Origin of the sequence: Yersinia sp. SCPM-O-B-9106 (C-191) (assembly GCF_026183365.1) — a bacterium.
Classification (GTDB): domain Bacteria; phylum Pseudomonadota; class Gammaproteobacteria; order Enterobacterales; family Enterobacteriaceae; genus Yersinia; species Yersinia rochesterensis.
The window spans coordinates 636,815-658,141 of record NZ_CP110791.1; the positions used below are offsets into that span (position 1 = coordinate 636,815).

The following is a 21,327-nucleotide window of genomic DNA, read 5'->3' on the forward strand; positions in this document are numbered from 1 at the left end:
TTAAAATTAAAAGTGTTCAAAAAAGATAGCTGCATAATCCCATTTATGGCGTAATCAAGATCACAAAATCGTGAATAAAAAAATTTAAATTAAAATATGTTCAAAATCGTGGTTTAAGCTGTTAGCGTAGTTATCAATTAAGATTTATACCCGTCATCTTTCAAGTTGCCGGTGTGTTGGCTGCGCTCAATCGCCCGAATCACTTACTTATGTAAGCTCATCGGGACTTTCTCGTTTGCCGCCTGCCTGCATCTTGAAATCTATTGGGTATAGCATTTATCAGACTGTGGATTTCTGATCGATGATGGAACAATGAAGAGTGAGAAAGCGGCAATAGGGATCGCGGCTAATGATGAAAGAAAAACTTATGTCGTCCAACGATGAATACAAATATCCGGGTAATAGCATGAGTGAAGAGGAACTGCTCGCTCGCATTGCGTGGTTTTATTATCACGATGGCTTAACACAAGGGGATATTGGCGAACTGCTGGGGCTGACCCGATTGAAGGTCTCCAGATTGCTGGAGAAAGGCCGTCAGTCTGGGGTTATTCGGGTACAGATCAATTCGCGCTATGAGGGTTGTCTGGAACTGGAAAACGCGCTGCAACAGCATTTTGGCCTCAAGCATATCCGCATTTTGCCGTCACTGGCTGACCTCAGTATTAGCAGCCGGTTGGGGATTGGTGCGGCACATTTATTGATGGCATTGATACAACCGCAGCAGCTATTAGCGGTCGGTTTTGGCGAAACCACCATGTGCGCCTTGCAGCATTTGAGCGGCTTTATTGCCTCTCAGCAGGTGCGTTTAGTCACTCTTTCCGGTGGAGTGGGGTCTTATATGACGGGGATTGGGCAGCTTGATGCGGCCTGTCAGGTCAGTATTATCCCTGCGCCGTTGCGGGCTTCCAGCGCTAAAGTCGCTGAAACATTCCGCCAGGAAAATAGCGTGCGCGATGTGATGCTGGCGGCGTGTGCGGCGGATGTCGCCGTGGTGGGGATTGGCTCGGTCAATCAACAAAAAGAAGCCACTATTTTGCGCTCTGGCTATATCAGTGAGGGTGAGCAACTGATGTTTAGCCGCAAAGGCGCGGTCGGCGATATCCTCGGTTACTTTATGCAGGCCGATGGCGCGCTGGCCGCAGATATGCAGATTCACCAGGAATTAATTGGTATTTCGCTGACAGACTTGACCAACATCCCGACAGTGATTGGGGTCGCGGGTGGCGTTGAAAAGTCAGAGGCGATTGTTGCAGCGCTGAAAGGCCAGTATGTGAACGCGTTAGTGACGGACGAATTGACGGCAAGAGCTATTATCAAACTGATTTAATTGGCTATTTTACTTACCGGTTTGAGGTTGAGCAGTGCTCAATCTGACCGCGACAATCACGCCAATAGTTTTTATTTTTTCGAGAAAAAGCAGTAGAGGACAGATTTATTCATAAATTTAGATAAAACAGAGGATAGCGTAATGAGTCAATTCTCTACGACCACATCGGGTGATTATCTGATGGCTTTGGATGCAGGCACCGGCAGTGTCCGGGCTGTGATATTTGACCTTAATGGTCATCAGATAGCCGCCGGACAGGCTGAATGGCTACACCTGCCAGTACCCGATGTCCCAGGGTCAATGGAGTTTGACTTAACCACCAACTGGAAGTTGACCTGCCAGTGCATCCGTCAGGCGCTGCATCAGGCCAACCTACCCGCCAGTGCTATCCGTGCGGTAGCGGCATGCTCAATGCGCGAGGGCATCGTGCTCTATGATCGCAGCGGCAAACCTATCTGGGCCTGTGCCAATGTGGATGCGCGTGCTAGCCGTGAAGTCAGCGAATTGAAAGAGTTGCACAACAATGGATTTGAACTCGAAGTCTATCAATGTTCTGGTCAAACCCTGGCCTTGAGTGCCATGCCACGGTTACTGTGGCTGGCGCATTACCGCCCAGATATTTATCGTCAGGCCGGGACATTGACTATGATAAGTGACTGGCTGGCAAATATGCTCAGCGGCGAGCTGGCGGTTGACCCCTCCAATGCGGGCACCACCGGAATGCTGGATTTAGTCACTCGCAACTGGCAACCGAATTTGTTGGAAATGGCCGGATTACGCGCCGATATCTTATCGCCGGTCAAAGAGACGGGCACTTTACTCGGGCATGTCACCGCGCAAGCGGCAGAAGAGTGTGGTTTGCAGGTTGGGACGCCAGTCATCATGGGCGGTGGCGATGTCCAACTCGGCTGCTTGGGACTTGGCGTGGTAAAACCGGGCCAAACCGCGGTGTTGGGCGGCACTTTCTGGCAGCAAGTCGTTAACTTGCCCAAGCCGATTACTGACCCCAATATGAATACGCGCATTAACCCGCATGTCATTCCTGGCATGGTGCAAGCGGAATCCATCAGCTTCTTTACTGGCCTGACTATGCGCTGGTTCCGTGATGCATTTTGCGCCGAAGAGAAATTACTCGCCCAACGGCTGGGGATTGATACTTACAGTTTGCTGGAAGATATGGCGGCGCGGGTGCCCGCTGGCGCTTACGGGGTGATGCCGATTTTCTCTGATGTCATGCGCTTTAAATCCTGGTATCACGCCGCCCCTTCCTTTATTAACCTGTCGCTCGACCCTGAAAAATGTAACAAAGCGACCTTATTCCGTGCGCTGGAAGAGAACGCCGCGATTGTCTCGGCTTGTAATTTGGCCCAAATTGCAGAGTTCTCCGGCGTCAAAGCTTCTTCGGTGGTATTTGCCGGTGGCGGTTCAAAAGGCAAACTGTGGAGCCAGATCCTAGCCGATGTGACCGGCATTCCAGTCCGTGTACCGGTAGTTAAAGAGGCCACGGCATTAGGTTGCGCTATTGCGGCGGGGGTGGGGGTCGGGCTATATGAAGCGCTCGATAAAACTGGCGAGCGTCTAGTGCGCTGGGAGCGGGAATATCAGCCCAATCCTGAACATAAAGCACTTTATCAGGCGGCTAAAATCAACTGGCAAGCGGTGTATACCGACCAACTGACATTAGTAGACAGTGGGCTGACGACTTCTCTATGGAAAGCCCCCGGCCTTTAAAATTGACTATCTCACTTGCCAGCTTGAGCTTCGGGGCAGTGCTCATCACCGTCACATACTGATGTATGCTCCGGTTCTTGCGCGCTGTCCGCACCCAATCTGCCTGCGCCGATGACGTCAATTTCTTTCTATTGGCTATCTCACTTGCCAGCTTGAGCTTCGGGGCAGTGCTCATCACCGTCACATACTGATGTATGCTCCGGTTCTTGCGCGCTGTCCGCACCCAATCTGCCTGCGCCGATGACGTCAATTTCTTTCTATTGGCTATCTCACTTGCCAGCTTGAGCTTCGGGGCAGTGCTCATCACCGTCACATACTGATGTATGCTCCGGTTCTTGCGCGCTGTCCGCACCCAATCTGCCTGCGCCGATGACGTCAATTTCTTTCTATTGGCTATCTCACTTGCCAGCTTGAGCTTCGGGGCAGTGCTCATCACCGTCACATACTGATGTATGCTCCGGTTCTTGCGCGCTGTCCGCACTCAATCTGCCTGCGCCGATGACGCCAATTCTAATAGGTCACCTTAATTTTCCAGTTTGAGCTTCGGGGCAGAATGATCATTACAATCATTCGCGGCTCTACAGAGTTAAATGAGAAAGATATTGGCGTGATATAGCCTAAATAATTCGAGTTGCAAGATGGCGGCAACCTGAGTAAATCCCCAGGAGCTTACTCAAGTAAGTGACTGGGGTGAGCGAGGGCAGCCAACGCACATGCAGCTTGAAGTATGACGGATATAAAAGAATTGCCATGCAGTAAACGGCTGGTATAGCATTACAGCCCCTCTTTCGTTGCCGATGATGGCGCATCCTATGATGAATACATCAAATAAGACAGAATCACCTGCCGGGCAACTTTCTGCTCCTGCCGATAATTTATCGGTCATACTGCGGGAGAAAGAGAATGTTAAGCGCATTTTAGTGATTAAATTACGCCATTTCGGCGATGTTCTCCTGACAACTCCTTTGCTGAATACGTTGAAAGCCAACTATCCACAGGCGAAAATCGACGTGTTGCTGTATGGCGGAACGCAAGAAATGTTGCGAGAGAACAAAACAGTTAATCATGCATTTATTGTCGATCGCGGCCTCAAACATGCGGGCTTAAAGGCGCAAATTAGCGGTGAAAAAGCGCTGTTTAATGCATTGAAAGCACACCATTATGATCTGATCCTCAATTTATCTGATCAATGGCGGGCCGCAGCCTATTGTCGTCTATTAAAACCGGGCTTTAGTATTGGTTTTCATTATCCGAAACGCGATACCTGGCTATGGCGCTACTGTCATTCCACATTAGTCGATATTCCCAATGCAGCCGAACGGCACACTGTTCTCAATAATTTGGATATTCTCGCGCCGTTACATCTCACGGATATCAGCACTGACGTCACGATGGCTTATGGCCCGCATGACATTGAGCGGGTAAAACAACTGTGTCAGCAACATAACATTGCTGATTACATCTTGATTCAACCCTCTGCGCGCTGGAAGTTCAAAACCTGGGCCAGTGAGTCATTCAGCCAATTGATAAACCATCTCACCGAACAAGGTGAAACTGTGTTGCTAACTGGCGGTAAAGACAAAGCTGAACTGGATTATATCGCCGACATCATTGCAGGCTGCACACAGCCTGAAAAAGTGATTAATTTATCCGGCCTTTTGGCACTGCCAGAACTTGCTGTCTTGATAGATAACGCTAAGCTATTTATTGGTGTAGATTCTGTGGCAATGCATATGGCGGCTGCATTACAAACCCCGGCAGTGGTGTTATTTGGCCCCAGCAACCTTAACCAATGGCACCCATGGCAAGCCCCACATACCCTTTTATGGGCCGGACATTACCGCACTTTGCCGCATCCTAATGAGATAGATACCGACACCACCGATCGTTATTTGAACGCGATCCCGGTGAACGATGTCATAGATGCCGTTGATGATTGGCGGACTCAAAGCCAGTGATGAGCCAATAGACGACTTGTTTTTAATAACAGACTGTTTTTAATAACGGCCTGTTTTTAATAACATATTTGTATCAGCCAATTTTTGGCTTCCAACCAGCTTAAGCTGAGAGAATTATGATAACCCCAACGACTTCTGCGCCGGGCATGTCCCCGGCTCACCTGCGCAGTGAAATACTGAGCGGTTTTGCTGCATTGCTGTTAGGTATTGCCCTGCCGACGTCGAATCCACTGATTAATATATCTCTGGTTTTAATCCTTATTAGCCTGATTATTAACCGTAAATCACTGCAATTAAAGCCTTTACTGACGAATCCATTAGTCTATCTGCCCGCCGCCATGTTTGCGCTATTGGCACTGTCACTGCTGTTTCATCACAATAGCTATGGCCCAGAAATGGTGAGTAAGGATAAGAAATTTCTTTATATCTTGCCGCTGGCTCTGTTCTTTATTAACCAGCCACAGCGGGTAAAACTATTTTGTATTGGTTTCCTGGCCGCTAACACCGTGGTGTTGGCAGGTTCATTGGCTGTTGGGGTGTTACACATTCCAATCGGACATATCGACCCCGCCAATCCAACTCTCTTTAAACTGCAAATTACCCAGAACTTCTTCTTGGCCTTGTCGGCGATACTGTGGCTGATGTTGGCCTTCAAAAATCAGGGCTGGAAACGCTGGGGCTATGGTCTGCTTGTGGCCGCCGCCTGCTACAGTGTTCTGTTTGTGGTCTTGGGCCGCACAGGATATGTCGCACTGGTTGTCGGGCTAGGTGTGTGGCTGTTCTTTTCGCTGGGTCGCTGGCAACGCTGGCTATTCGTCGTGCTGGGGGCCATTGGATTTGTTGCCGTGCTGCTGATTCCCAATAAAGCCACGCAGCGGATAACTCAGGGCATTGATGAGATTAAAGTCTGCATGGCCGCGCCTGCGGCTAATGCCACTGGCGCTTGTCGCACGTCGATGGGGCAACGCTCAGCTTTTGCTATTGAGGCCGTCAGGTTAATTAAAGACGCCCCTATTCTGGGTCACGGTGCTGGTGGTTTCTATTATGAAGATCCAACAATAAATTACAAAATCAACAATCCACATAACCAATATCTGTTGGAAACCATCCAGTCCGGTGTGGTGGGTTTAATTATTTTCCTGGCTTGGATTGTCTGCTGTTACCGTGTTATTTGGCAACAGACACCGGTTCTGCGTAATGTCTTGTTGGCCGTATTGACCAGTTATATGGCGTGTAACTTCTTTAATTCATTTCTGCTGGATTCTTCGGAAGGCCATCTATTTATGATTTTTGTCGCCATCCTGGCGGGGTATTCTGTAGCAAGCACTCAGCAAGGTTCGGATAAGCGACTGACCGAGTGATAAGCATATTCAATATTACAGGCTAACTCGCGGCTCCCTATGGGGGCCTTTTTTTTTCTACTACTACCGTTATCATGGATTGGGTCATGATAGAGATTCTAAAGCTTCAGATATATCTTTAATGAGACCACCAAAATGTATATCGGAATGGTAAATTATTTAATGGAATGTGAGTTTTAAAACTAAATTAACCAGTTTTATTTACGTTATTTTTTATAGTATGAGAATAATGAGCCTTAAATGGGGATAATTCCTACATGATTTTCATCAGTATAGTCTTTCCCCTCGTCAGACATTTCAACATGAAACATCAATCTCTCTAATCTTGCTATTAAGAAAAATCGGTTTTTATTTATTTAAATTAACTCGTTACGGCAGTGTTTTATTCTGACTACGTTGTTTTATTAAAATTAAAACACTAACTTTTTATCTTTTCCTGGTGTTAGATTTCTATGGTTTCTGTTAGGGGGAATGTAAAAATTAAAAACTAACGTTTTAATCACAATTTTAAGGGCAAACCTAAATGAATCTTAAATGAAATGTAATTAATTTATTATTCCATTACGACTTTTATTGATTTTTTAGGACGGAGTTGCTATGCGGCATAGTGATAAAAAAGTTATATGACTTTGTTTTATAAAAACCAAAATACAAGTTAGAAGCTCGGGAATGAGAAAATAAAGAGAATTTCTCTAAGAAATGGACTATTTTCTCATACCGAGCCATTAATTTAACTTGTTGAATTTAAAGGGTTTTTTAATTAAGTTTTTAAGGGTCAATCATTAAGCTTAGACTATGAAATTAGTAAGTGCAACATAGCATGAATTCTATTTGTGCTTGCATAATTGAAAGAGTGGCAATGCCGGAATAATCCCAAATGGCTCCTATAAAGAAAACAGATTTCTATGCTAATGGAATAGCTTTTATTCAGTGAATTAAACTGGAGAGTTTTTCTCTGAATATATGAAATGATGATTTAGATCACTATTAGAAAATTCTGAGGTATGTGATAATTTCTGCAACAATTTACAAATTGTAATGTTTGGTCTACTTTTCGGACATTATGCAATAGTTTTAAATGAAGCTATGATAAATATGTATTTATATCAGTAAGTGGGTTCAGGTGAATCTGTTTTTAGGGTAAGCCGAATCTACATTTAACTTAATTTATCCAACGTCATTGAGAACATCATGGCCAATTCATCTACGAATAAATTATCTCTACCGGCCCTAACGTCTTTAGTGGTTGGTTCAATGATCGGTGCCGGCATATTTTCATTACCAGCAACTTTCGGGCGGGCAACTGGTGGGTTTGGTGCGCTTATCGCCTGGTGTATCGCTGGTGGTGGTATGTTAATGCTGGCGTTTGTTTTTCAAACATTAGCGCAGCGCAAACCTAATCTGGATTCCGGTGTATTCATTTACGCAAAAGAGGGCTTCGGAGATTATCTTGGTTTTGCAGCAGCATTAGGTTTTTGGGCCGGTACTTGTATTGGTAACGTTTCTTACTTTGTACTTATCAAATCAACCTTAGGGGCATTCTTCCCTATATTTGGTGACGGTAATACTATCCCCGCCGTATTGGTGGCCTCCGTTATTTTATGGGGATTTCATATCCTGATATTGCGAGGAGTTAAAGAAGCCGCAGCAATTAATACCATCGCGACCTTTGCAAAAATAATCCCTATCTTCATCTTCGTCATCGTGCTGATTTTTGCCTTTAAAGGTGATGTGTTTGCACTGAATTTCTGGGGCACGCCAGATGTGGTTAAGAGTGTTGATTTATCCCATCTGAATGACTACGGCTATGTCGGCCATGCTGCGGCAGTGATGCCAGTGGTGGCTGAACCAGAGTCGTTATTCTCACAAGTTCGTAGCACCATGTTGGTGACGGTATTTGTGTTCTTAGGTATTGAAGGCGCGAGTGTTTATTCGCGTTATGCCAAAGAGCGTAGTCATGTTGGTATTGCCACTGTTCTGGGCTTTATTGGTGTGCTGTGTCTGCTGGTGCTGATCACCATGTTGTCTTACGGTGTGCTGTTACGTCCTGATTTGGCAGCATTACGTCAGCCATCCATGGCCGGTGTACTGGAAGCTATTGTCGGGCGCTGGGGCGCGATTTTCATCAGCGTGGGTCTGATTATCTCTGTATTAGGTGCTTATTTATCTTGGTCATTGCTGGCAGCCGAAGTGTTGTTCTCAGCGGCTAAGAGTAAAAGCATGCCAAAAGTGTTCGCGACTGAAAACCGTAATTCTGTCCCTTCAGCGGCGGTATGGTTGACCAATATCTTTATTCAAGTGTTCTTAATTCTGACACTGTTTACTGATTATGCTTTCCAGCTCGCATTAGAATTAACCAGCTCATTAACCTTGATCCCTTATTTGTTGGTCGGGGCCTATGGGTTAAAACTGGCCTGGACCGGTGAAACTTACGAAACAAATAAACAAGGTCACAGAAAAGATCTTATTTTTGCCATCATCGCGACCTTCTACTCTGCGCTGATGATTTACGCAGGTGGCATGAAATACTTGCTGCTGTCGGCCATTATTTACGGCCCAGGCACGATTTTGTATCTGATTGCCAAACGTGAACAGCATCAAAAAGCGTTTAATACCTACGAAAGAATACTGTTTATTGTTCTTATTGTGGCTGCGGTCGCGGCGATTTATAGCATCGCCACCGGAATTATCACCATATAATTTATTGGAGCTGTTATGTCAGATAAAGCTAAGAAAACTCATGGCAAGACCAAATTCGGCGTTCATTCTGAAGTTGGCAAGTTACATAAAGTTATGGTCTGTGCGCCAGGGCGCGCCCATAACCGCCTGACACCGAGTAATTGTGATGAATTATTATTTGATGATGTTCTGTGGGTAGAGAGAGCTAAACGCGACCATTTTGATTTCATGACTAAAATGCGCGAACGCGGTGTTGATGTGGTTGAAATGCATAATCTGCTGGCTGAGACCGTAGCTATTCCGGCAGCGAAAAAGTGGATTCTGGATCAGCAAATTGTGCCAAATGAAGTGTCATTGGGCATTCTGCAAGAAACCCGCAACTATCTGGAAAGTCTGGAACCGCGCTTGTTAGCTGAAGTATTGATTGGTGGCTTGTCTACCACTGAACTCCATAAAGATGGCAAATGTGACAAAGAAGAACTGAAGTTGATCCGCGAAGCGGTTGGTATCACGGAATATCTGTTGCCGCCGTTGCCGAATACCCTTTATACCCGCGATACCACCTGCTGGATTTATGGTGGTGTGACCCTGAATCCACTGTATTGGCCAGCGCGTCATGAAGAAACTATCCTGACCACGGCTATCTATAAATTCCACCCTGATTTTGGCGACGCCAATGTGAAAGTGTGGTGGGGTGACCCAACACAGCATCACGGTAGCGCGACCTTAGAGGGGGGCGATGTGATGCCGATTGGCAACAAAACCGTGTTAATCGGTATGAGTGAGCGCACATCTCATCAGGCCATTACTCAGTTAGCTCAATCGCTATTTAAAGATAGCGCAGGGCAAGTTGAGCGCGTGATGATTGCTGCTATGCCAAAACTGCGTGCCGCTATGCACTTGGATACCGTGTTCACTTTCTGTGACCGTGATGTAGTGACCCTCTATCCGGCGATTGTTAATCAGATTCAAACTTTCTCACTGCGCCCAGATAATGGCCCCACCGGCATTAAATTAAGCCGCGATAAAGGCACTTTTGTCGAGGCGGTGGCAGGGGCATTAAACCTGAAAAAACTGCGGGTAGTTGAAACTGAGGGGAATGATTACGACACCGAGCGCCAGCAGTGGGACAGCGGTAATAACATGGTTGCACTGGAGCCGGGTGTGGTGTTGGCTTATGACCGTAATACCAAAACTAATACCCAATTGCGTAAAGAAGGGGTAGAAGTCATTGAGATCGTCGGCAGTGAGTTAGGTCGCGGGCGCGGGGGCGGTCACTGTATGACTTGTCCAATTATCAGAGAGCCTGTGGACTACTAATCCCCTGCGGCCTTGAAGCCACAGGGTTGTTAGCTGCGCGCACTCACCCGAATCACTGACTTGAGTCAGCTCATCAGGATTCGTTTGCTGGCTGCCTACTTGTGGCTCCAATGACTTTGGGGATGCTCTGCGGCCTTGAAGCCACAGGGTTGTTAGCTGCGCGCACTCACCCGAATCACTGACTTGAGTCAGCTCATCGGGATTCGTTTGCTGGCTGCCTACTTGTGGCTCCAATGACTTTGGGGATGCTCTGCGGCCTTGAAGCCACAGCGGAATGTTGATTAAAAAATAGCCGATAGTGAGTAGCGGAGTCATGCTATTTCGCTATTGGCTATTTCTCCATTAACTTATCTTCACTTTTCACGCAAATAACACTTTTCATGCAAATAACACTACCCATTTCAGCACTAATTGTGCTGATCTACTTTTAGGAATATCTACAGGGAGATTATTAATCACACGATTAAAAATGCTGGTGCGCCGTATGTCACATATGTCACAGAAAAGTAGCCCAGAAAACAGTAGTCCAGAAAATAAATCGAAAGTGTGAATAACTAATCTGCAATAATTTTGAAAACCTGACTCAACGAGATCTTATAGTGAAGATAAAAACAGTCGTCACCTTGCTTTTAACGTTTCTTCTCGCAGCTTGCGACCGAACTCCCCCAGAAGTCGTGGAAAGTGTGCGCCCGGTAAAAATATTTATCGTCGAAGACAGTGGGCAAAATGGGACTCGTTATTTCCCGGCACGGTTACAGGCGGGTGATGAAACCCAGCTCTCCTTTAAACGCAGTGGGCAGCTGCAACAGTTATTGGTTCGCGAAGGCGAGCAGGTGAAAAAAGGCCAGGTGATTGCCAAACTGAATGACACTGACCTAACTTTGCGCGTCAGGGATCGTCAATCCACCTTTAACCTGGCACGAGATCAATTTAACCGATTCAATACCTTACAAGGGCAAAGAGCAGTCTCACGCGCCGAGTTGGATGTTCGCCGCGCCGAGATGGAATCGGCACGTGCGGGATTAGAAATTGCGCAAAAAGAACTCAGTGACGCCACTATTACCGCCCCGTTTGATGGCATTATCGCCAATGTTAATGCGCGTAACCATCAGGTCATGGCCCCAGGCCAAGCAGTGGCGACATTAAGCGCCTTGGATACCTTGGATGTGGTCTTCAGTGTACCAGAGCGCCTGTTTACCACACTCGACATCAGCAACCGCAATTACAAACCGACGGTATTGCTTAACCATATGCCGGGGCGTGAATTTATTGCTGAATATAAAGAACATACCACCTCGACAACTTCGGCTTCCCAGACTTTCCAAGTGACACTGACTATGAAGCGCCCGGCGGATATGCCATTGCTTTCTGGTATCAGTGGGCGGGTAAGAATTAACTCTGGCAATCTGTCAGGTACTGACCACCCGACGATCGTCGTGCCAGTCGAAGCCGTATTTAACCCTGATAACACCCAGTTGAATGATGCTCGAGTTTGGGTCATCAAAAATGATGAAGGCCAGTTGCACGTTGAAGAACGCAAAGTGCAAGTGGGCCAATTGACAGCGAACGGTATTCAAATCACTTCTGGATTGGCTGATGGTGAGCAGATTGTCGCCGCAGGCACCGGTGAGCTTCGCCCAAATCAAGTTGTCCGGGCTTGGGTACGTGAGCGGGGTCTCTAATGAAACTGCTTGATAACTATATCAATAATAGTACCCGTATCTGGCTAACAATTTTGTTGCTGGGTATTGGGGGTGTTATTGCCTATCTCAATATAGGCAGGTTGGAAGACCCGGCTTTTACCATCAAAACGGCGGTAGTTGTTACCCGTTATGATGGCGCGTCGGCGCAGCAGGTTGAGGAAGAAGTCACATTACCTCTGGAGAATGCCATTCAGGAACTCTCTTATGTTGATGACGTGACCTCCATTTCCAGCGCGGGCTTATCGCAAATCACCATTAATATTCGTGCGCAATATGGTGCGAATGAATTACCGCAAATCTGGGATGAATTGCGGCGTAAGATAAATGATAACAGCGTGCGGTTACCGCCAGGGGCCAGTGCGCCGATGGTCAATGACGACTTCGGCGATGTTTACGGCTTCTTCTTCTCGCTCACCGGGGACGGCTACAGCAATCAGGATTTACGCAACTTCGCCGAGCAACTGCGGCGTGAGCTGGTACTGGTGCCGGGTGTCGGTAAAGTGGGGATCGTCGGTATCTTACCTGAAGAAGTTCAGGTCGAGATTTCTCGCGCCCAGATGACCGCGGCGGGCATTACGCCGCAGCAGTTATCCGATTTACTTGCCCGCCAGAACGTGGTGTCCGATGCCGGCCAGCTACAAGTGGGCAGCGAGTCGATTCGTTTGCATCCAACCGGTGAATTCCAAAGTGTCCAAGAGCTGGGGAATTTATTAGTTAGTCAGCCCGGTAGCCCGAAAAGCGTCTATTTACGTGATATCGCGACTGTAACACAAGGTTTTGGCCATTCACCGACCAATATTTACCGCGCTAATGGTAAGCCTGCATTGGCACTGGGGATCTCATTCGCCCCGAACGTCAACGTGGTGAATGTGGGGAATGCCATTAAAGCTCGACTGGCGCAGTTGGAAGGCGAGCGCCCGTCAGGTATGCATATCAATGTGTTTTATGACCAGTCCCATGAAGTCGAAGGGGCCGTCAACGGCTTTATCCTTAACTTCCTGTTAGCGCTATTGATTGTTGTTGTCACCTTGCTGATTTTCATGGGGGTGCGCAGTGGTATTGTCATTGCCATCTCGCTGGCACTGAACGTACTCGGCACCTTGCTCATTATGTGGCTGTTTAATATTGAGCTACAGCGGGTATCGTTAGGGGCGCTGATTATCGCGCTCAGTATGCTGGTAGACAACGCCATTGTGGTGGTGGAGGGGATTGTGGTTGGCCGTCAGCGCGGCGAAAGTCTCTCTACGGCGATCGGCAATGTTGTGAAGCGCTCGATGATGCCGCTGTTAGGCGCGACTGTGATTGCCATTTTAGCCTTTGCCCCGATTGGCTTGTCCAATGATGCAACTGGTGAATATTGTAAATCGCTATTCCAAGTGTTGTTGATCTCGCTGATGTTGAGCTGGATTACTGCACTGACGCTGACGCCGGTATTTTCCAAGTGGGCATTCCAGAACCAAAAGCCAGCGAAAGTGGATGCCGATAAACCCGCCAAGCAACCTTATGATGGCTGGTTGTTCCGCTATTATCGTGTGGTATTGAATAAGTTACTGCAATACCGTGCGGTAACTTTGATCCTACTGGCAGCAATGTTAGTGGCGTCGGTGGTGGGCTTTGGCAATGTTCGTCAGAGCTTCTTCCCACCATCAAATACGCCTATCTTCTTTGTTGATATTTGGCTGCCGAATGGCACGGATATCAGTTATACCGAAGGAGTAGCCAATAAGGTCGAGCAGTATATCAAGCAGCAAAAAGGGGTGGCTGACACCATGGCGACGATAGGTCAGGGCGCGATGCGCTTTATGCTGACCTATAACGCCCAGCGTCATTATCCTAACTATGCGCAGGTGATGGTTCGGACTGAACAGCTAGACCAAATCCCGGGTTTGATTGATGAAATCGAAGCCTATATGCATGACGAATACCCGCAAGTTGATGCACAAATAAAACGCATCATGTTCGGGCCGTCAAACAACAGTTCCATTGAAGCCCGCTTTATTGGGCCGGACCCAGAGGTATTACGCAGTTTGGCCGCCCAGGCGGAAAAAGCGATCATTGCTGATCCGATGGCGGATGGTGCGCGGCATGACTGGCAAGATCGTAGCAAAATGATCCGGCCACAATTCTCGGACTATCTGGGCCGCGAGTTGGGTGTGGATAAACGCGAGGTTGATGGCACCTTGCGCATGAGCTTTGGTGGCTTGCCTGTCGGGTTATACCGCGATGGCACCCGCCTGATGCCGATTGTCCTGCGCACGCCGGATTCCGAGCGCCTCAATGCCGAACGGTTGAATGACGTGATGGTTTGGAGTCAGGCGCGCCTTGCCTTTATCCCGATCGATAACGTCGTCACCAGTTTTGAAACTGAGTGGGAAGACCCGCTGATTATGCGTTTGGATCGCAAACGGACATTGACGGTGCAAACGGATCCGACCCAGCAGGGCGGCGAAACTTCAGCTGAGTTATTGCAGCGTATCAGACCGGGTGTTGAAGCTGTTCAACTGCCACGCGGCTATGAACTTGAATGGGGTGGTGACTACGAAAGTACCAAAGAAGCACAACGCGGTATTTTCATCAGTTTACCGATAGCATTCCTGATTATGTTTGTGGTGACCGTCTTGATGTTTAGCTCAGTGCGTAACGCGCTGGCTATCTGGCTGACAGTGCCATTAGCGCTGATTGGTGTGACAGTGGGCTTCTTGCTGACCGGTATTCCTTTTGGCTTTATGGCTTTATTGGGGCTGTTAAGTCTGAGTGGAATGTTGATCCGTAACGGGATTGTGCTGGTGGAAGAGATAGGCTTACAGCGGCAGGAAAAACCGCTGCGCGACGCCATTATTGATGCTTCCACCGCGCGTTTGCGCCCTATTATGCTAACTGCATTTACCACTGTATTGGGGCTGGCTCCGCTGCTTAGCGATGCTTTCTTCCAAAGTATGGCGGTGGTGATTATGTTCGGTCTGGGCTTTGCTACCGTGCTGACATTACTGGTGCTGCCAGTGATTTACAGTTGTATGAATCCAGAACCTAAAACACCTTCGCATGACGAGCCAGTCAGTGAATAACGGGTGCAGTGAATAACAAATGGATAGTGGCGTGTTACCGCGCCTGAAATAACCTTAACAGCCCCATTATTGGGGCTGTTTTTTTTTGCGCGACACCAATGGCCTTGATTCCTTTTGATGTCGCCAAAGCATTCTGTGCACTACCTCTCTTCCTCCTCAGATTACGCACAATTTTGTTCCATAATGAAACGTCATCCACCTATCTACGTTTCATTATGGAACGTTTTCACATTCGATTCTCAGCTTGTTTTTTGCGCTTATAGTGGTTCCAGTTTCATTAAATTGACCCTAAAAAATAGTCATTCTTACATTATATCTACGCAACAGGAGCAAGATATGCTGAAAGTCATTCAATCTCCGTCTAAATATATTCAAGGTGCCAATGCACTACAGTCCATTGGCGAGTTCGCTAAGTTACTGGCTAATAACTATTTTATTATTGCCGATGATTTTGTGATGAAGCTAACGGCAGATGCGGTTGGCACCAGCCTACAAGCGAGTGAGCTAGAAAATCATTTTAGCCGCTTTAATGGCGAATGTTCCCGCCACGAAATTGAGCGGCTGACGGTTGAGCTGAAAAAACATCACTGCAATGGTGTGATTGGTATTGGTGGCGGGAAAACTCTCGATACAGCTAAAGCGATTGCTCACTATCAGCATATCCCGGTGATTGTGGTGCCCACCATTGCTTCTACCGATGCGCCAACCAGTGCGTTATCAGTGATTTATACCGAGCAGGGCGAATTCGCTGAATATCTGATTTACCCTAAAAATCCTGACATTGTATTGATGGATACCGCGATTATTGCCAAAGCGCCAGTGCGCTTGCTGGTCGCCGGTATGGGCGACGCGCTCTCGACTTACTTTGAAGCTCAAGCTTGTTTCGATGCCAAAGCTATCAGCATGGCCGGCGGCGCTTCGACATTAGCCGCAGTGACTCTGGCCCGTTTATGCTACGAAACCCTACTGGCAGAGGGCTACAAAGCCAAGTTGGCGGTGGAAGCTGGCGTGGTCACCGAAGCTGTAGAACGCATCATCGAAGCCAATACTTATCTGAGCGGCATTGGTTTTGAAAGTAGTGGTTTGGCGGCGGCCCACGCTATTCATAACGGTTTTACTGTATTGGAAGAGTGTCATCACCTGTATCACGGTGAGAAAGTGGCTTTCGGCACCTTGGCGCAGCTCGTGCTTCAGAACAGCAGTATGGAAGAGATCGAAACCGTGCTCTCATTCTGCCAACAATTAGGTCTACCAATCACATTGGCGGAAATGGGTGTTTCACAGGATATCGAGCGCAAAATTCGTGCGGTCGCCGAGGCCAGCTGTGCCGAAGGTGAAACTATTCACAACATGCCGTTTGCCGTCACAGCAGACAGCGTTTATGCCGCTATTATTGTGGCTGACCGTTTAGGCCAAGCTTTCCTCGATTAACGCGTGTGGCAGGCCAGCTAATTGATAGACAAGCTAATTGATAGACAAACTAACTGACTGAGTTTGCCGGTGTTCCTCAGCATCGGCAGCCCTATTTTCCAAGCATTCCCGTTCGCGGAGCATAAAATGAAAAAATTAATTAACAGCGTTGAGAGTGTATTGCAGGAACAAATTAAGGGATTGGTTGAAGCCCATCCGGAGCTGGCATTGCATCAGGAGCCGCTTTTTATCACTCGGGCAGATGCGCCGGTGAAGGGCAAAGTCGCCTTGATGTCGGGGGGTGGTAGTGGCCATGAACCCATGCATTGTGGTTTTATCGGCGAAGGTATGCTGGATGGGGCTTGCCCTGGTGAGATTTTCACCTCACCGACGCCAGATCAAATGTATGAGTGTGGCCAAGCCATTGATGGCGGGCAGGGCGTGCTGATGCTAATTAAAAATTACACCGGCGATATTCTGAACTTTGAAACGGCGGCAGAGCTACTACATGCCGGTGGAACGGCGGTTGGCACCGTGGTGATTGATGATGATGTTGCCGTCAAAGACAGCCTGTATACCGCCGGGCGGCGTGGGGTAGCCAATACGGTCATTATTGAAAAACTACTGGGTGCCGCTGCGGTTCGTGGTGATTCACTGGATGAATGTGTGGCGCTCGGTCAAAAAATTAATAATCAGGGGCATTCAATCGGTGTCGCGCTTGGAGCCTGTACGGTGCCAGCAGCGGGTAAACCGTCCTTTATCTTAGCTGAAAACGAGATGGAATTTGGGGTTGGGATCCATGGCGAACCCGGTATCGAACGGCGGCCATTTATTTCTTTGAATGATACTGTGGATGCGATGTTCCAGACCCTAATTGACCACGGCAGCTACCAGCGCACATTGCGTCATTGGGATAGACAGGCAGAAGACTGGAGTGAAACGCGCCAGAGCAAACAACCACTGGCGAAAGGCGATCGAGTCATTGCTCTGGTCAATAATTTGGGTGCGACGCCGCTATCGGAACTTTATGGTGTTTGGCATCGTCTAGCGGCCTGTTGCGCCGATTTTGGTTTGACCATTGAGCGCAAATTGATTGGCTCTTATTGCACCTCGCTGGATATGCAGGGCATGTCCATCACGCTTTTGAAAGTGGATGATGAGCTGCTGTCATTGTGGGATGCCCCGGTGAATACACCGGCGCTGGTTAAAAAATAATGCATCAGGAGAAAACCATGGGACTTACCAAACAACAAATTGTCAGTTGGTTACAGCTCTGCGCTGAGGTTTTCAGCGAACAGCGGGATTTCCTGACACAGTTGGATACCGACATCGGTGATGGCGACCACGGCCTGAATATGAATCGCGGCTTTAATAAAGTGGTCGAAAAACTGCCCTCTTTTGCCGATAAAGACATTGGTTTTATCTTGAAGAATACCGGTATGACCCTGCTTTCAAGTGTCGGGGGAGCCAGCGGCCCCTTATTCGGGACTTTCTTTATCCGTGCAGCCCAAAGTACCAATGCTAAACAAAGCCTTGATCTTCCAGCAGTTTGCCAGATGTTTAAAGACGGGGTCGAAGGGGTGGTGATGCGCGGTAAAGCTGAGCCGGGCGATAAAACCATGTGCGATGTTTGGTGGGCAGTGGTCTCGCAACTTGAGCAAGCTAATCAACAGGGTGTGCCGCTGGTGGATGCTTTGCAGCAAACCGTCGCAAGTGCCCAGCAAGCATTGGCAGGGACTATTACTATGCAGGCCCGCAAAGGCCGCGCCAGTTATCTTGGCGAGCGAAGTATTGGTCATCAAGACCCTGGGGCGACATCAGCGATGTTGATGATGCAAGCGCTATGGCAGGTTGCCAGTCACTAATGTGGCTCAGCCGATAAGGTTATCAGGAGGAAAGATGGTCAATCTCGTTGTAGTTTCTCATAGCGCGCTGCTGGCTCAGGGTGTGGCCGAACTGGCACAGCAAATGACACAAGGGGGCTGCCAGTTAGCGGTAGCCGCCGGTGTAGACGATGTGGATCATCCTATCGGCACGGACGCCATTAAAGTGATGGAAGCCATTGAATCGGTTTACTCTTCCTCGGGTGTATTAGTGTTGATGGATTTAGGCAGCGCATTACTCAGTGCTGAAACGGCGCTGGAGTTATTAGACCCAGAGATGGCAAAAAATGTGCAGCTTTGCGCAGCTCCGCTGGTCGAAGGGACTTTGGCTGCGGTGGTTGCCGCCTCGTCCGGGGCCTCATTGAGCGAGGTTCGCGCTGAAGCCATGGAAGCTTTGGCCGCTAAAGCCGCGCAACTCGGTGAAAATGTCAGCACACCTGGTACCAACCAGACTGAAGCTATCAAGGTGGCCCCTGATGCACAGAGTGTCAGTTGGGTGGTGCGCAATCCTAATGGATTACATGTCCGGCCAGCGGCTAAATTGGTTGAAGTATTAGCGCCATTTACAGCGGATTTACTGCTAGAAAAAAATGGTCAATGTGTGAATCCACGTAGCCTGAATCAGCTCGCCATTTTACAAGTACGCAAAGGCGATACTATTCGTTTGCTAGCCAGTGGCGAGCAAGCGGGTGAAGCCTTGGATGCTTTTATGCTGCTGGCGCATCAGCACTTTGGCGAATTGGTCACCACCACTGACAGCGGATTTACTGGTGTAATGGTTCCGCGTGGGACTATCAGCGCGCCAATATTCCAGTGGCTACCTGCTATTCCGGTATTCTTACCGCAGACAATTAATGCTGGGCAAATTGCTAACGAGCAACTGCGATTACATCAGGCTCTGGCGCATACCATGGCTGATTTACAGCAATTGGCGCAGCAGGCAGAACACCAAATTAGTGCTCAGGCGGCGGCTATCTTTAATGCGCATGCCATGCTAATTGATGATGAAGAGCTCTATCTGGCGATGGATCGGCGGATAGAACAGCAGTTAGTGTGTGCAGAGTCGGCATTACAGGATGAGTTAATGAGCATGGCGGCAGACTATTTGGCTCTGGATGATGACTATCTGCGCGTCCGCGAACTGGATATTCGCGATATTCTGAATCGTACTCTGGGCCATTTGACGGGGCTACCGCCAGTCGCCCTTACCCTAGACCGTGAAATTTTGTTATTAGCTGAGGAGCTATTCCCGTCACAAATGATTGGGCTGAATCGCCAGCAAGTAAAAGGAATTTGTTTAAGTAAGGGAAATATTTTCTCTCACAGCGCCATTTTGTCCACCGAATTAGATATTCCGATGTTAGTGGGTGCTACTGGTTGCCTTGAAAGCCGCCATAATGGCCAAAAAGCCCTATTAGATACCGCCACTGGAGAACTTAAACTCCAGTGAGCGGCATTGCCCTGATTCAACTTAACGCTTTGAAATGGCAGCCTTAATTTAGGGCTGCTATTTGTGGAATTAAACTACGCAGTGGCGTCAAAATCTGGGTTTTCCAGTTATATTGCTCTTCTATTAGTGTGGCGCTTGCATGCCGGATGGTCTCTATTTCAAACTCCGTTAATTGGCCAATATGGTGGATGACCTCCGCTAAATGAGCAGCATCTCCTGGAATATGTAGGAACCCATTAATACCGTGCTCAACTTGCTCACTCAGCCCCCCTGAGTCGGCGACAACTAATATAGCCCCCTGCTTTCTGGCTAACCAGCGTGATTCCATAGGAATTAATCCATTCGGTTCATTTTCGGCAGAAAGAACGCACACGCGGGTATTACGCCACTGAATTAGGCAAGCCATCAGTTCGCGATCAAACGAATTTATAATCGAAGTGCGTACATCCAACTGGCTAGCTAATACTGATAATTCCGGTAAAACAGGATCACTCACGATTACGGCATGGATATCATTACCCAGGTAATTGGCTGCCTTCAGTAACAAATCATAGCGCTTATAATACACGCCTCTCCCTAACGTAATAGCCAGTGGGTATTCGAGTGATATTCCATAAGAAGATAGAGTGCTGCAGATTTCTTGTTCACTGCGTATTCGGAACCAGGGGTCATTGATATTTATCCCAGCGGGAACCGGTATAAATGTGTGTGGATCGGCACCATATTGTGAAACTAAATGATTAGCCAAAAAGTTGCTGATAGTACCGATTTTAATATTAGCATCAACCTTTGCCCATTGAATGGGTAATGATTCAGCCATAAGCCGTTCGGGATTGGGTAGTGGCATTTCATGATTAAATGCGGTGCCGTGAGAAACATAAATAACCTTTAAATTTATCTCTTCTGCTGCGGTATGTAAGCTGGCAATTAACGGCGTAAATGAGAATGGCAGTTCATGACAGAATGCCAGGGTAATATCGTAATTTTCGCTGATATCAATAATTTTTGCAGCAGCAGCGGCCGAGGATATTTTCCAGTTTTGTATGTCGCCAAGAAAAGCATCACCGTAGGGCCATAAACACCCCGTCGCATTCCCTAATGTCATGTTTGGTACAGTAGAGAATGTACCGCCCATTTCATGAATTTTCTCTATATAATGGGCGTGACTATCAGCATCAAAAAAAATATTATATTTGCTGTATGCAATCTCAATAAAATGTGGTTCTAGCCAGATGTCATGAATAGACAATAAATCTACAATATCAGGAAGTGCTTGAATTTGCCCTCTAATATAAGAGCCGACACCACCAACAAAAATTTGAACCCCTTCTGTAGATAGATGAATAACACCTATTTTAAAGTTGTTTTTTTTGTGAAGTGGAAATATGTTTCCTTGCATATAAACCTCGGAATTTTAACGAGAAATATGATTTATAGATA

General features: G+C 47.7%; 13 protein-coding genes. 12 read left to right on the forward strand and 1 reads right to left on the reverse strand.

Translation table 11 applies throughout. The features are described 5' to 3' along the window. The first annotated feature begins 349 nt into the window (after window positions 1-349). The 12 genes from lsrR to dhaM all read left to right on the forward strand — a co-directional run bounded on the left by lsrR (window position 350) and on the right by dhaM (window position 19,887). On the forward strand, window positions 350-1,327 hold the full coding sequence (gene lsrR / locus OP863_RS02895; RefSeq protein WP_145589149.1) for a transcriptional regulator LsrR: 978 nt from the start codon (window positions 350-352) through the stop codon (window positions 1,325-1,327). A 141-nt stretch (window positions 1,328-1,468) separates the two neighbouring features. After that, on the forward strand, window positions 1,469-3,058 hold the full coding sequence (lsrK, locus tag OP863_RS02900) for an autoinducer-2 kinase (RefSeq protein ID WP_186368235.1): 1,590 nt from the start codon (window positions 1,469-1,471) through the stop codon (window positions 3,056-3,058). Window positions 3,059-3,870: 812 nt separating this feature from the next. Continuing rightward, window positions 3,871-5,016, forward strand: a complete 1,146-nt coding sequence (gene rfaQ, locus OP863_RS02905) for a putative lipopolysaccharide heptosyltransferase III (RefSeq protein WP_265525873.1) — start codon at window positions 3,871-3,873, stop codon at window positions 5,014-5,016. A 116-nt stretch (window positions 5,017-5,132) separates the two neighbouring features. Next, a complete protein-coding gene (gene waaL-ps, locus OP863_RS02910) occupies window positions 5,133-6,377 on the forward strand; it encodes an O-antigen polysaccharide ligase WaaL-ps (RefSeq protein WP_265525874.1) in 1,245 nt (414 codons plus the stop codon). Between the two features lie 1,191 nt (window positions 6,378-7,568). Beyond that, on the forward strand, window positions 7,569-9,077 hold the full coding sequence (locus OP863_RS02915) for an amino acid permease (RefSeq protein ID WP_038636565.1): 1,509 nt from the start codon (window positions 7,569-7,571) through the stop codon (window positions 9,075-9,077). Window positions 9,078-9,092: 15 nt separating this feature from the next. After that, window positions 9,093-10,376, forward strand: coding sequence for an arginine deiminase (gene arcA / locus OP863_RS02920; protein WP_038636562.1), 1,284 nt, complete (start codon window positions 9,093-9,095; stop codon window positions 10,374-10,376). 599 nt (window positions 10,377-10,975) lie between these two features. Beyond that, window positions 10,976-12,058, forward strand: a complete 1,083-nt coding sequence (locus tag OP863_RS02925) for an efflux RND transporter periplasmic adaptor subunit (RefSeq protein ID WP_145509991.1) — start codon at window positions 10,976-10,978, stop codon at window positions 12,056-12,058. Further along, a complete protein-coding gene (locus OP863_RS02930) occupies window positions 12,058-15,144 on the forward strand; it encodes an efflux RND transporter permease subunit (RefSeq protein ID WP_145586590.1) in 3,087 nt (1,028 codons plus the stop codon). Before OP863_RS02925 ends, OP863_RS02930 begins: the two co-directional genes overlap by 1 nt. Window positions 15,145-15,480: 336 nt before the next feature. After that, entirely contained in the window at window positions 15,481-16,575 is a 1,095-nt protein-coding gene (locus tag OP863_RS02935; RefSeq protein ID WP_145589153.1) for a glycerol dehydrogenase, read from the forward strand. A gap of 126 nt (window positions 16,576-16,701) precedes the next feature. Beyond that, the gene (gene dhaK / locus OP863_RS02940) at window positions 16,702-17,769 is read left to right on the forward strand and encodes a dihydroxyacetone kinase subunit DhaK (RefSeq protein ID WP_162928725.1); all 1,068 of its coding nucleotides are present in this window, start codon (window positions 16,702-16,704) and stop codon (window positions 17,767-17,769) included. 17 nt (window positions 17,770-17,786) lie between these two features. Then, a complete protein-coding gene (dhaL, locus tag OP863_RS02945) occupies window positions 17,787-18,419 on the forward strand; it encodes a dihydroxyacetone kinase subunit DhaL (RefSeq protein ID WP_038636552.1) in 633 nt (210 codons plus the stop codon). A gap of 34 nt (window positions 18,420-18,453) precedes the next feature. Beyond that, complete coding sequence (dhaM, locus tag OP863_RS02950) at window positions 18,454-19,887, forward strand: dihydroxyacetone kinase phosphoryl donor subunit DhaM (protein WP_265525875.1); 1,434 nt, start codon at window positions 18,454-18,456, stop codon at window positions 19,885-19,887. Window positions 19,888-19,930: 43 nt separating this feature from the next. Here dhaM and OP863_RS02955 read toward each other — a convergent pair whose 3' ends face one another. Then, on the reverse strand, window positions 19,931-21,286 hold the full coding sequence (locus tag OP863_RS02955) for a glycosyltransferase family 4 protein (RefSeq protein WP_265525876.1): 1,356 nt from the start codon (window positions 21,284-21,286) through the stop codon (window positions 19,931-19,933). Window positions 21,287-21,327 lie beyond the last annotated feature (41 nt).